Raw genomic sequence first — 12,625 nt, 5'->3', positions numbered from 1 at the left:
GCACGACCACCCTCCGCCGCACCACCCCACACGCCCCACCAGCCACCATCCGCACCACGCATCGTGCACACGTCGCACCGCGGGGCACTCGTCCGCCGCGCGAAAGCGGGCGCGGACGGAGGCGGTGGGCAGGGTAGAGTCCGGTGCTCGTGAGCACCCAGACCCCCGACGAAAGCGCAAGCCGACGCGGACGGGCGTTGCTGCTGCTGATCGCCGTGGCGCTGGTGGCCGCCAACATGCGCGCGACGATCACGGGCGTCGGACCGCTGCTCGAGGAGATCGCAGACGATCTCGGCACGACGACCGCAGCCCTCGGTGCACTCGCCGCCGTTCCCCTCCTCGCCTGGGCGATCGTCTCGCCGTTGACCCACGGCCTGTCTCGCCGCTTCGGGATGTCGCGCGTGCTGCTGTGCGCCCTCATCGCGCTCGGGGCGGGAACGGCCTGGCGCTCGCTGCCGGGCACGGAGGTCAACCTGTGGCTCGGAACCGGACTGATCGGCGCATCCCTCGCCGTCGCCAACGTGATCATGCCTGCGGTGATCAAGCGCGACTTCCCGGGGCGCGTGCCGGTGATGATGGGCATGTACACGGCGCTGCTCGGCGGCGTGGGGGCGATCGCCTCGGCCGTCGTCGTGCCCATCTCGCACGCCGTGGACGATCCGGATGCGGGATGGCGCGTGGCGTTGGCCGCGACCGCCGCACTCCTGCCGCTCACGATCGCCCTCTGGGCCTGGGCGCAGCACGGCCGCACGCCGCGGACCGCGCCGGCGCCTTCCGCACCGGGAGCCTCGCGCAGCACGGGGATCTGGCGCGACCGGCTGGCATGGCAGATCGCGGCCTACATGGGAGCGCAGTCGGCGTCGTTCTACATGCTCGTGACGTGGATGGCCCCGCTCGCCGCGTCGACAGGCAAGTCCGCCGTGGCCGCCGGCGTCGATGTCGCGCTGTACCAGATCCTCGGTGTCGTCGGCTCGTTCGCCGTCGCCTTCGCCCTACAGGGGCGCCTGCGCCGGGCCGTCCCGGCGGCACTCCCCCTGCTCGCGATCGCCGCCGCGATCGGCATGATCCTCGCGCCGCAACTGCTGACCGCGTGGGCCCTGCTCTCGGGCTTGTCGGCGGGGGCGTCGCTGAGCATGTCGTTGACCCTGATGGCAGAGCGCGCGCGGGACGCCGCCGCGTCCTCCGCGCTCTCCGGCATGTCGCAGTCGGTCGGATACCTGCTCGCCGCCGCCGGCCCCATCTCCTTCGGAGCCCTCCACGCACTCGAGGGCGGATGGACCGTGCCGCTGCTGCTCTACATCGCCGTCCTGGTCGGACAGTGCGTGGTCGGCGTCTCGGTCGGTCGCGAACGGTACGTGCTCGAGGGTCGCTGAGCGGATGTCGGCGGCGCCTGCGACGCTGAGGACATGCGTGCACAGCTGACCGCCGACCACGAGGTCCCCGACCGCGCACCGCTGACAGTGAGGCCCGGTGACCCGGTGACCGTGGGCGACCGCGACACCGAGTGGCCCGCTTTCGTGTTCATCACCGCCGTGAACGGATGCGGGTGGGTGCCGGCACGGCACGTCGACATCGACGGCGCCGCGGGCATCGTGCGCACCGGCTACGACACCACCGAGCTCGCCGCACGTGCGGGTGACGTCGTGGAGCTCGTGGCCGAGGACGTAGAGAGCGGCTGGTCGTGGTGCCGGGACGCCGCGGGCCGCGAAGGATGGGTTCCGAATCGCGTGCTGGCGCGGGACTAACCGCATCCGCAACTCAGGAGATATCCCCCTGCAGGACGATCTGCGTCGAAACATCCTGTCGAGCGGAGATCTCCTGCCGAACGGATGCGGACACCCGCCGTATGCAGCACGCCGCACGCGGCATGCCGCACGCCCGGCGGTCAGGGGAAGGCGATGCGGCGGAGGAGATCGGCGAGCTGCACGCGCTCGGCGGGCGACAGGTTTCCGTGCAGGTCGCGTTCGGCGGCCTCGGCGGCGGCCAGCGCGCGCTCGTGGAGGGCCAGGCCGTCGGCGGTCGCGACCACGACGTTGGCCCGACGGTCGGCGGGGTCGGGGCGTCGTTCGATGAGACCACGGCGCTGGAGGTCGTCGACCAGGGCGACGACCTGGCTGGGATCGAGGCGCAGGAACTCCGCGAGCTCCCGCTGCGAGGGACCGGCCGACGTGTCGCAGGCGAGGGCCAGCACGGAGTACGACCGCACCTTCAACCCGAGGGCCGCCAGGGCTGAGTTCCCCGCGGCGAGCGACAGGGCGTTGGCGCGGGCGAGCAGGAAGCTGACGTCGTCGGTGAGCCGGGCGCGCGCATCCGGCTGCGCTGCAGCTGCGTCGCTCTTCGCCATAGGCAGATCCTAACAAAAGGTGCGGGAAACAATAATTGACAATTTCAACTAGTCCCGTTTCAATGAGAGCACGAACGAAGGAGTCCCCCATGTCCCTCGACGGCAAAGTCGCCATCGTCACCGGATCCGGCCGCGGCCTCGGCCTCGCATACGCCCAGGAGCTCGCCCGCCAGGGCGCGCGCGTCGTCGTCAACGACGTGGATGCGGCCACCGCCGCCGAGGCGGTCGCATCGATCGAGCGCGAGGGGGCCAGGCCGTCGCGGTGGTCGCTCCCGTGGGCTCGTCCGAGACGGCGAAGGAGCTCGTCCGCACGGCCGTCGACACCTACGGCCGGCTCGACATCCTCGTCACCAACGCCGGCGTCCTTCGCGACACCGTGCTCTGGAAGATGAGCGACGAGGCCTTCGACACCGTCATCGACGTGCACCTGCGCGGCACGTTCACGTGCGTCCGCGAGGCCGCCACCTACATGCGCGAGAACGAGATCGCCGGTCGCATCATCTGCATCGGCTCGCCGACCGGTCAGCGCGGCAACTTCGGCCAGACCAACTACGCCGCCGCCAAGGCCGGCATCGTCGGCATGGTGCGCACCTGGGCGCTCGAGCTCAAGAAGGCCGGCATCACCGCCAACGCCGTGATCCCCGTGGCCGCCACCGCCATGACGGCGACCCTCCCGTACTTCGCCGCGGCGGTCGAGGCCGAGGAGGCGGGTGAGCCGATGCCCGCCTTCTACCGTCACGACCTCGGCTTCGGAACCTCCGACGACGTGGCCGGCCTCGTCGCCTTCCTCGCCTCGGATGCGGCGGCGAACGTCTCCGGCCAGGCGATCGGCGTCGGCGGCGACCGCATCCAGCTCTGGTCGCACCCCGAGCCCGTGGTCACCGCGTACCGCGAGGGCGGCTGGAGCGCGGCGGCGCTCGAGTCGGAGTTCGCCGACCTGGTCGGCGACAGCCTGCAGTCGGTCGGCGAGCGCTTCCCCGCCCTGCCGGAAGAGCTGCAGCGCCCCCGCCCCTGAGACTCGAGGGGTCCGGTGAGACCGGGCCCCTCGCACCACGCATCCCCGAGGACGAGGAACGCCGATGACCACGCGCTACGAACCCGCGATCGACCTATCCGCCATCACGGCGATCGACGTGCATGTGCACATCGAGGTCGACGCGCACGGCCACTCCTCTCTTCCCGACGATCTGGCCGAGGCTGCATCCGCGTACTTCAGCGCCGACGTGGGCCGCCCCGATCTGGATGCGGTCGCCGCGTACTACCGTGAGCGCTCCATGGCAGCGGTGGTGTTCACCGTCGACGCGCAGACGGAGCTGAAGCATGCGGCACTGTCGAGCGAGGAGATCGCGGAGGGCGCGGCGCGCAACAACGACGTGCTCATCCCGTTCGGCTCCGTCGACCCGCGTCAGGGGAAGGCTGCGATCGATCGCGCGCGACACCTGATCGAGGACTACGGCGTGCGCGGCTTCAAGTTCCACCCCACGGTGCAGGGCTTCGACCCGAGCGACGAGGAGTACTTCCCGCTGTACGAGACGATGCAGGCGGCCGGCGTGGTGACGCTCTTCCACACGGGGCAGACGGGCATCGGCGCGGGGATGCGGGGCGGCCGCGGCTTCCGCCTCGCGCTGTCGAATCCGATGCTGCTCGACACGGTCGCAGCGCGGTTCCCCGACCTGCAGATCATCATGGCCCACCCCTCGGTGCCGTGGCAGGACGAGGCGATCTCTGTGGCGACCCACAAGCACAACACGTGGATCGATCTGTCGGGCTGGAGCCCGAAGTACTTCCCGCCGCAGCTGGTGCGGGCGGCGAACTCGTTTCTGAAGAACCGCATCCTGTTCGGCTCGGACTTCCCGCTGCTCACCCCCGACCGGTGGCTGCGCGACGTGGAGCAGATCGAGATGAAGCCCGAGGTCATGCCCGGCATCCTCAAGGACAACGCCGCTCGTCTGCTCGGACTCGGATAGCCCATGAATCCGAGACTGCGCAGCGAAGCGCCTTTCGGTCACGACGCGCTCGGGTACGCCGAGGCGATGCTCAGCGAGGGCGCCCGCGCTGCCCTGGCCCGCCTCGACGACACGTTGCGCACCCGGATCGCCCCGCTGCTGCCCGCCGCGTGGGAGAGCGCGACCCTGCCGGCCACCGTCATCGACGCCCTCGCGCCTCTCGATCTGATGCAGCCGGTCGGCGTGGAGCCGTCAGAGGCCGCATCATCCGTCTTCTCCGGCTACCGCGCGTTCGTCCTCGCCCGCACCGACGTGTCGGTCGCGACGGCGTACAACGCGCAGTCGGGACTGTTCCGCACCGCCGTGCGCCGCGGCGGCTCACCCGAACAGGTCGCCGCGCTGGACGACGCGATCCGCAGCTTCGCGCTGCGGGGCGTCTTCGCACTGACGGAGCCCGACCACGGCTCCGACATCGCGGGCGGGCTCGCCACGACGGCCACGCACGAGGGAGACGGCTGGGTCATCGACGGCGCGAAGCGGTGGATCGGCGGCGCCGACACCGCCGACGTGCTCGTCGTGTTCGCACGCGCCGCCGACGACGGCGAGGTGAAGGCATTCCTCGTGCCCCGGGACGCGCCCGGCGTCACGCTGACCCGCATCGAGGGCAAGGTGTCGCTGCGACCCATGCAGAACTTCGACGTCCGCCTCGACGGCGTGCGCGTCGAGGAGAGCGCGCGGCTCCAGCGGGTCGACAGCTGGCGCGACGTGGCCGAGATCCTGCGGTCGCTGCGCTCGGACGTGGCCTGGATCGCGACGGGCCTGCAGGCCGGCGCCCTGGATGCGGCGGTCGCGTACGTACGAGAGCGCGAGCAGTTCGGCTCGCCGCTGGGCGGCTTCCAGCTCGTGCAGGAGAAGCTCGCCCGCATCCTCGGCAACCTGACCGCATGCCTCGGCATCGTCACGCGTCTGTCCGCCCGACAGGACGCGGGCGTGCTGCGCGACGAGGATTCGGCGCTGGCCAAGATGCAGACCGCCCGCCTCGCCCGTGAGAGCGTCGCGCTCGCCCGCGAGGTGCAGGGCGGCAACGGCATCCTCCTCGAGCACGGCGCCGCACGGTTCTTCGCCGACGCGGAGGCCGTCTACTCCTACGAGGGCACACACGAGATGACCGCCCTGATCGTCGGGCGCGGGCTCACCGGCTCCTCCGCCTTCGTCTGAACATCCACCGAAAGGAACCCATCATGACCACGACCGCCGCATACGCCGACGCCGCATCCCTCGCGGGCACCGACCTCGGCTTCACCGACTGGCTCGAGGTGACCCAGGACCGGGTGAACCTCTTCGCGGACGCGACCGACGACCACCAGTGGATCCACGTCGACCCGGAACGCGCCAAGGAGGGCCCCTTCGGAGGTCCGATCGCGCACGGCTTCCTGTCGCTGTCGCTGACCGTGAAGTTCTGGTCCGAGCTGTTCGATCTCGAGGGCGTGAGCACCAAGGTGAACTACGGTCTCGACAAGGTGCGCTTCGTCTCGCCCGTCGCCGTCGGCGCCCGCATCCGCGGCGGTGCCGTCATCGCCGAGGTCACCGAGGTACCCGGCGGATACCAGTTCGCGGTCGACCAGACGATCGAGATCGAAGGCGCCACCAAGCCCGCCGTCGTCGCCCGCGGGCTGTACCGCTTCTACGCCTGACCCCTCCCCTCCGGGCTGCGCCCCGAACCCACCATCACGAGGATGCAACGATGCATGATCACGGACTGGGATCCTGGATCACCAAGAGACGACTGAAGAGCCCCGGCAAGCCCGCGATCATCGTCGACGGCGGCGAGACGCTGTCGTACGGCGAGTTCGCCGACGCCGTCGATCGCACGGCGGCCGTGCTGCGCGAGCGCGGCGTCGGCAAAGCGGATGCGGTGGCCTACCTCGGCGAGAACAGCCCGGCGTTCCTTCAGGTGCTCTTCGCCTGCGCCCGGCTGGGGGCCGTGTTCGTGCCGGTCAACACGCGCCTCGCGGCACCCGAGATCCAGCATGTGCTGACCGACTCGGGCGCCCGCGTGCTCATCCACGACCCGGAGTTCGCCGAGCGCATCATCCCCGGGATCGAGGCCGCATCCATCGGCGAGGTCATCCTGACCGGTGAGGGGATCTCGCACCATCCGGGCCTCGCCGCGCTGGTGCGGGACGCCGACGGCGCCTCCGTCGGGACGACGACTGTGACGCTCGAGGATCCCGCGGCGATCGTCTACACGTCCGGCACGACCGGCCGAGCGAAGGGCGCGGTCCTCACGCACGGCAACCTCACCTGGGTCGCGTTGAACTGCATCATCGACTACGACGTGGTCTCGACCGACGTCGCGCTGATGATCTCGCCGCTGTTCCACGTGGCCGCCCTCGGAATGGGGGCGCTGCCGGTGGTCCTCAACGGGGCGGCCCTCGTGCTGGAGAAGGGATTCGACGCCGGTCGCGCGCTGACCCTGATCGAACGACACCGCATCACGATGCTCAGCGGCGTGCCCACGACGTACCAGCTGATGGCCGATCACCCCGACTGGCCCACGACCGACCTGTCGAGCCTGCAGAAGCTGACGTGCGGCGGTTCGGCAGTGCCCACCCGCATCCTCAACGCCTTCGAGGCGCGGGGACTGTCGTTCTCGCAGGGGTACGGCATGACCGAGACCTCGCCCGGCGCCACCTCCCTGGCACCGGCGATGACCCGCGCGAAGCAGGGCAGCGTGGGCCTGCCGCACTTTTTCACCGAGGTGCGCGTGACCGACGACACGGGCGCCGTCGTGCCTGCGGGGACGGTCGGGGAGATCGAGATCGCGGGACCCAACGTGTTCCCCGGATACCACGGGCTCCCGGACGAAACGGCGGCGGCATTCCGCGAGGACGGCTGGTTCCGCTCCGGCGACCTCGGCTATCTGGACGAGGACGGCTACCTCTTCATCTCCGACCGGCTGAAGGACATGATCATCTCCGGCGGAGAGAACATCTATCCCGCCGAGGTCGAGAACCTGATCAACGACATCCGGGGGATCTCCGGGGTCGCCGTGATCGGCGTTCCCGACGAGCGGTGGGGCGAAGTCCCGTGGGCCGTGGTCACCGTCAAGGATGGTGCCGAGGTCACGACCGAGTCCGTCCGCACCCAGCTCGACGGCGTCCTCGCCCGGTACAAGCTCCCCAAGAACGTCGTCGTGGTCGAGGACCTCCCGCGCACCGCATCCGGCAAGGTCCGCAAGGCCGCGCTGCGTGAGCTGTTCGGACGGAAGCACTGATCATGTCGCTGCTGTCGCGCCCCGCCGTCGCACGATTCGTCGCGCGACGGTTGCAGAAGGCCATGCCGCGCATGATGGCGGCGCAGACCGGCGGACTCGACCCGCGCGAGCGACTGCCGGAGTTCGCGGCCGACCGGCGCGAGCTCATTATCCCGGCCGACCCTCCTGCCCCCGCTGTGATCTACCGCGCGGCGGATACGACAGCCCACCCCGGCGTGCACGTGAACTTCCACGGGGGCGGCTACATCCTGGGCCAGCTGCACGGCGACGACGCGCTCTGCCGCGCGATCGCGAGCCGGGCGGGGGTGGTGGTGATCGACGTCGACTACGCGGTCGCGCCCCAGCATCCGTTCCCGACCGCGGTGCATCAGGCGATGCGGGTCGTGCAGTGGGCGATCGACAACGCGGACGCGCAGGGATGGGACGCCACACGGCTCACGGTCGGCGGGCAGAGCGCGGGCGGGGCGATCGCCGCCGCGGTCGCACGGCAGGCGCTGGATGCGGGCGGTCCCCGCATCCGTCTGCAGGTGCTGCACTACCCGCCGCTCGATCTCACGGTCCCCGCGGCCGAGAAGCACTCGCCGCTCGCGAAGCCCCTCCTGCGACCCTGGATGTCCGAGGTCTTCGACAGCTCCTACGTGCCCAACCCTCGAACGCGTGCCGATCCGTTCGTCTCGCCTGCGAGCGCATCCGACTCCGCCGATCTCACGGGCATCGCCCCGGCCGTCGTCATCGCCGCATCCGACGACATTCTGCGCGACGAGGACGAGCGCTACGCCCGGCGGCTCGAGCGCGTGGGCGCCCTGGCGGAGTTCTGGCAGGTCGAGGGCGCCGACCACGGCTACGACGGCGGAGACGACACGCTCGCCCGGGAGAACTACCTGCGCATCGCCGAGCACATCCGCGCCGCGCAGGGCTGACGGCTCGCCCCGTCCGCGAACGACCGGCACGCTAGGCTCGCGAAAGTGGCCGCCCAGCGGCCGATGGGGGAAGAGACGGGTGCGGAGATCACGCGGAATCTGGCTGGTCGCCGCCACGGCGGGACTCCTCTGGTTGCTGGTCGTCGCGCTGGCCGCAGGGATGTCGCTCACGCCGTTGCAGCGCGTGCAGCAGGCGGCCTTACCGACGCCGAGCCCCTATGTCTGGTCCTGGCCCACCCCGTGGTCGCTGCTCTCCCCTCTCGTCGCGGCCCTTGCCGTCGCGGCCTGTGTCGCAGCCGTCTTGCACGTCGTGCGCCGTCGCGCATCGTTCGCCGCGACCTGGCTCGCGGTCGTCGCGGCGGGTGCGATCACCGGGATGGCGATCGATGTGCAGCTCGTCTTCGGCACGCTCTTCACGCACGGCTGGGCTCTGTGGGCGGTGGATCTCGGCAGCCGCGCCGCGATCGGTGCCTACTGGGGTCTGCTCTACGGGTGGCTGCCGGCGCTGCTCGCCTCGCGCCTGTCGCGACGGGAGGCGCCCGGCGACGGCCCCGGTGGAGCGGTACGACTCCGCAGCTCTCTGGCCGTGGGAGCTGCGATCGCGACACTCGTCCTGCTCGTCGCGACGCAGACACTGGGCGACGAGGCGTCTCAGGCCCAGGTGCGGGCTGACCAAGCCGCCGCGGAGCCGGCTCCGGCGGACGGTTCGATTCCACCCGATCCACAGGCGGAGGGCGACCCGGTTCCGGAGCGCTCCGCGGGCGCCGGCGTGACGGACGCGGACGGCTGCACTCCGGATCGCGCCATGATCCTGAAGGGCGAGCCCGATGCGGCGACCGGGCATCGGGGGCTCCGCCTCGAGCTCCTGAACTTCTCCGACGCTCCCTGCACGATCGAGGGGTATCCCGACATCGCGTTCGGCGACCAGAACGGCCATCTGCTCGACTCCACGATCGAGCATGGCGGTTCCTTCATGGCGACCGATCCGGGACCCGCATCCGTCGTCGTTCCAGCGGGTGGCTCCGCGGTCGCCTACCTCGGCTGGGATGCCCAGTCCACCCACGGCGCCCTCATCGCGCGCACGCTGTGGGCGGCGGTCGTCGTGGGAGAGACGCGCGGCTCCTGGCCGGTCGAGCTCGACGTGGTCGCGGGCACAGCTGTGGCAGTCACCGCATGGCAGGCTCCGGGAGACGCGCCCTGACCGCGAGGAGTCAGCGCTGCTCTCGCTCGGGCTCCTGGCCGATCGCGTCTGCGAGCGGGTCGACGGGCAGTGCGCCGCCGATCTGCGAAGTCGGCTTCGCGTCCCGGTGCGGATGTGTGGGTGCGCTGCGACCCAGGTACGCGTCACTGTAGGGATCGGACGCGTAAAGATCGTCGCTGTCGATCCTCTTGCGGCGGCGGGGCCGGAATGACAGGAGCGACACCGCACCCAGAGCAAGGACCGCGCCGATGATCACCGCCCAGAGAGGGATCCGCCATGCGAAGGCGATGGACGCCCAGTACAGCCCGAAGCCGCCGAGGACGATCGCGACGATGAGCGCCCGCCGCCAGCGATAGAGCGCCATGGTCCACGGTAACGCGGGGTCGCCAGCGCGTCCAGGGCCCTCCGTTCAGCCCTCGAGCCGCCGCAGAACCACGTGCACGTCGGAGGGAGCTGCCGGATCGTCCACCGAGATCTGCGCGCTATACGCCCCCGCATCCGGCAGCCGGATCTCCGCCAGCTCCCCCGAGAGGAAGCTCCCGAAACGCACCACGGGCGTCGGCAACGACAGGGTGTGCTCGAACACCTTCTCGCCCCGTGGGACGACCTCATCGATCAGCACGCGGACTGTGACGTCTCCGGCGAGGTCCTCTCGGGTCGCCACCATGATCGCGGAGTCGGTTGCGACGGCCGGCTCGTCGCCGGTCACCCACTCGGGAAACTCCGCGCCCTCCGAGGCGAACAGCACGACCTGCGCGTTCAGCGGCGTCACCGTGATCTCGGACTCGCTCATCACTCCTCCTCGCAGGGTCAGGCTACTGTCCTCGGGCACAACTCAGCCGCATCCGTCCCCGCCGGCAGCACCGATCCGGGTCCGACTGAGCTGTGCCGATCCCGTCGCGCCCACCCCGCCCCCGCGTCCGAACTCCTGCAAAACCGACCACCGACCGCCGGAGACTCCGTAACGAGCGGGTTCTGCAGGAGTTCGGGCACGACCGACCTCGTCCTGTCCGCTCAGCAGGGTGGAATGAGGAACAGGTCACGAAGGCTGATGCGGTGCTTCACGTCGCGCACCTCGCGGGGCGCCAGCCAACGCAAGGGGGTCCGAAACCACGGGCGGAACAGGACTCGCTGAAGAAGGACGACGTTGTTGAAAGCCAGCCACGCGAAGAACGACCCCAGACGAACCGGCCGCGGAAACGTGAAGGGCACGCAGACAAGCCACGCAACGAACCCCACCGGGATCAGCACCCAGAGCATCACGCTGTGAAGCAGGATCACGAGGATCCCGGCGAGCTTGGAGTTGACTCGCCCCGGCATGTCCGGAGAGCGTTTTGCTGGTGTCAGCCGGCTTTTCGGACCGGTTCGATGCGAGCGTAGTCGAGCTGCTCGACCTCGAGGGGCGTGAGGTCGTCGATAGAGCCGTGGGTGCGCTCCGTGTTGAACCAGAGCACCCAGGACGCGGTCGCCGCCTCGACCTGATCGATGTCGTGCCAGGGCCCGTCGTGATGGATGAGTTCGGACTTGTAGAGCCCGATCTGTGACTCCGCGAGGGAGTTGTCGTATGCGTCGCCGACGGATCCGACCGACGGGTCGATGCCTTCGTCGACGAGCCGGTCGGTGAAGGCAATCGAGGTGTAGACGCTGCCCGCGTCGGTGTGGTGCGTGAGCCCGGCGAACCCGATGACGCCTTCGCGGCGGCGGGTGAACAGGGCCATGTCGAGGCAGTCCAGCACGAGCGGAGTTGTCATCGAGGTCGCCGCTCTCCACCCGATGATGCGGCGGGAGTGCGCGTCGAACACGAACGCGACGTAGACCCATCCGGACCACGTCCAGACGTAGGTGAAGTCGGCGACCCAGAGCTGGTTCGTGCGGAACCGGGCGAAGTGCCGGTCGACGAGGTCCGCGGGCCTGGTCTCCCGCAGATCCGTATCGACGGGACGTTTCCGTTTCCCGCGGACGACACCGGTGATCCCGAGCTCGCGCATGAGGCGTTCGACCGTGCAACGGGCGATGTCGTGCCCGTCGCGACGCAACCGCAGCCAGAGCTTGCGGGCCCCGAGCACCTTCCGGTGCGTCTGCCATGTGGTCAGGATGATCGGCTTCCACCTCTCGTCCGACACAATACGTGGTGACGGACCGCGGCCCCTCGCGTCGTAGTAGGTCGATGGGGCGATCTTCACGCCGTGCTGGGTGAGCACGGCGCAGATCGACTCGACACCCCATCGGAGGCCACCGTCGGCGCGATCCCTATGCGCGTCGATGAAGCCGACTATCGCCCTCGTGGCCGGTCGAGTTCGGCCGCGAAGAAAGCCGAAGCCGCCTTCAAGATCTCGTTCGCCCGCCGCAGTTCCGCGTTCTCCCGCTTTAGCCGCTTGATCTCCACCGCGGCGTCGGTCGTGATTCCGGGCCGGTCGCCCGCGTCGACCTGCTGCCTGCGGATCCACGTGCGGATCGTTTCTGACGACCCGACGCCGAGCATCTGCGCGACAGCGGTCATCGCGGCATACTCGCTCGGATAGTCGGATCGCACCTCGGCGACCATACGGACAGCGCGCTCGCGTAGCTCGCGCGGGTACTTACTGGGACGTCCCATGAGACAGATCCTTCCAAGGAATCCTGTCTCCGGACATGCCGGGGCGAGTCAAGTTCCCCGACCACACGAGAGCCCCCCTCTTCCCCAACGGCCGGTCGCCCGCCGGTTCGCCAATCGTGCCACTTCCCGGAGCCAGTCCCCGCAGTCGTCTCCCGCATCCGCGTCCCGAACTCCTGCAAAACCGGCGACCAGCACCCGGGAACCCAACAGCGGGCGGGTTCTGCAGGAGTTCGGGCACGCCGCAGCCAGAACCGACACCACCGACAGCACCCCGCACCGACCCGGCTGGGCTGTGCCGCAGACCCGTCGTGCCCACCGCACACCCGACCCGAACTCCTGCA

At 70.0% G+C, this 12,625-nt stretch carries 13 protein-coding genes and 1 pseudogene; 9 read left to right on the top strand and 5 right to left on the bottom strand.

The features are described 5' to 3' along the window. Positions 1 to 149 precede the first annotated feature (149 nt). Both EHF32_RS14010 and EHF32_RS14005 read left to right on the top strand, forming a co-directional pair. The gene (locus tag EHF32_RS14010; RefSeq protein ID WP_238343718.1) at positions 150 to 1,373 is read left to right on the top strand and encodes an MFS transporter; all 1,224 of its coding nucleotides are present in this window, start codon (positions 150 to 152) and stop codon (positions 1,371 to 1,373) included. 33 nt (positions 1,374 to 1,406) lie between these two features. After that, positions 1,407 to 1,745 (top strand): SH3 domain-containing protein, encoded by a 339-nt coding sequence (locus EHF32_RS14005; protein ID WP_137418755.1) that lies wholly within the window; start codon positions 1,407 to 1,409, stop codon positions 1,743 to 1,745. 140 nt (positions 1,746 to 1,885) lie between these two features. Here the strand turns inward: EHF32_RS14005 and EHF32_RS14000 are convergent, their stop codons facing one another. Further along, positions 1,886 to 2,344: a MarR family winged helix-turn-helix transcriptional regulator gene (locus tag EHF32_RS14000; RefSeq protein WP_137418754.1), complete on the bottom strand. Its 459-nt coding sequence runs from the start codon at positions 2,342 to 2,344 to the stop codon at positions 1,886 to 1,888. 89 nt (positions 2,345 to 2,433) lie between these two features. Here EHF32_RS14000 and EHF32_RS13995 point away from each other — a divergent pair. The 7 genes and pseudogenes from EHF32_RS13995 (at position 2,434) to EHF32_RS13965 (ending at position 9,688) form a co-directional block, all read left to right on the top strand. Next, a pseudogene (locus tag EHF32_RS13995) lies at positions 2,434 to 3,359 on the top strand (SDR family oxidoreductase). 64 nt (positions 3,360 to 3,423) lie between these two features. Then, a complete protein-coding gene (locus EHF32_RS13990; RefSeq protein ID WP_137418753.1) occupies positions 3,424 to 4,311 on the top strand; it encodes an amidohydrolase family protein in 888 nt (295 codons plus the stop codon). 3 nt (positions 4,312 to 4,314) lie between these two features. Further along, positions 4,315 to 5,508 carry an acyl-CoA dehydrogenase family protein gene (locus EHF32_RS13985; protein WP_137418752.1) on the top strand — a complete coding sequence of 398 codons (1,194 nt, stop codon included), beginning with the start codon at positions 4,315 to 4,317 and terminating at the stop codon, positions 5,506 to 5,508. A gap of 23 nt (positions 5,509 to 5,531) precedes the next feature. Then, positions 5,532 to 5,984 (top strand): MaoC family dehydratase, encoded by a 453-nt coding sequence (locus EHF32_RS13980; RefSeq protein ID WP_137418751.1) that lies wholly within the window; start codon positions 5,532 to 5,534, stop codon positions 5,982 to 5,984. 50 nt (positions 5,985 to 6,034) lie between these two features. Further along, positions 6,035 to 7,567 carry an o-succinylbenzoate--CoA ligase gene (gene menE / locus EHF32_RS13975; RefSeq protein ID WP_137418750.1) on the top strand — a complete coding sequence of 511 codons (1,533 nt, stop codon included), beginning with the start codon at positions 6,035 to 6,037 and terminating at the stop codon, positions 7,565 to 7,567. A gap of 2 nt (positions 7,568 to 7,569) precedes the next feature. Beyond that, the gene (locus tag EHF32_RS13970; protein ID WP_192900652.1) at positions 7,570 to 8,487 is read left to right on the top strand and encodes an alpha/beta hydrolase fold domain-containing protein; all 918 of its coding nucleotides are present in this window, start codon (positions 7,570 to 7,572) and stop codon (positions 8,485 to 8,487) included. Positions 8,488 to 8,566: 79 nt separating this feature from the next. Continuing rightward, positions 8,567 to 9,688 carry a DUF4232 domain-containing protein gene (locus EHF32_RS13965; protein WP_137418749.1) on the top strand — a complete coding sequence of 374 codons (1,122 nt, stop codon included), beginning with the start codon at positions 8,567 to 8,569 and terminating at the stop codon, positions 9,686 to 9,688. 10 nt (positions 9,689 to 9,698) lie between these two features. On the opposite strand, the gene EHF32_RS13960 is transcribed toward EHF32_RS13965, so the two are convergent. The 4 genes from EHF32_RS13960 to EHF32_RS13945 form a co-directional block, all read right to left on the bottom strand. After that, positions 9,699 to 10,052 carry a hypothetical protein gene (locus EHF32_RS13960; protein WP_137418748.1) on the bottom strand — a complete coding sequence of 118 codons (354 nt, stop codon included), beginning with the start codon at positions 10,050 to 10,052 and terminating at the stop codon, positions 9,699 to 9,701. Positions 10,053 to 10,097: 45 nt separating this feature from the next. Further along, complete coding sequence (locus EHF32_RS13955) at positions 10,098 to 10,481, bottom strand: hypothetical protein (RefSeq protein WP_137418747.1); 384 nt, start codon at positions 10,479 to 10,481, stop codon at positions 10,098 to 10,100. Positions 10,482 to 10,702: 221 nt separating this feature from the next. Beyond that, positions 10,703 to 11,008, bottom strand: a complete 306-nt coding sequence (locus EHF32_RS13950) for a hypothetical protein (RefSeq protein WP_137418746.1) — start codon at positions 11,006 to 11,008, stop codon at positions 10,703 to 10,705. Between the two features lie 23 nt (positions 11,009 to 11,031). Then, a protein-coding gene (locus EHF32_RS13945; RefSeq protein WP_137416810.1) for an IS3 family transposase occupies positions 11,032 to 12,284 on the bottom strand; the annotation gives its coding sequence in 2 pieces (ribosomal slippage) (positions 11,032 to 12,002 and positions 12,002 to 12,284; 1,254 coding nt in all). Positions 12,285 to 12,625: the final 341 nt, after the last annotated feature.

Origin of the sequence: Microbacterium sp. RG1 (assembly GCF_005347485.1) — a bacterium.
In the GTDB taxonomy this organism is placed as follows: Bacteria; Actinomycetota; Actinomycetes; order Actinomycetales; family Microbacteriaceae; genus Microbacterium; species Microbacterium binotii_A.
The sequence above is the reverse complement of the archived record's forward strand: the minus strand, read 5'-3'. Positions and strand labels throughout refer to the sequence as shown.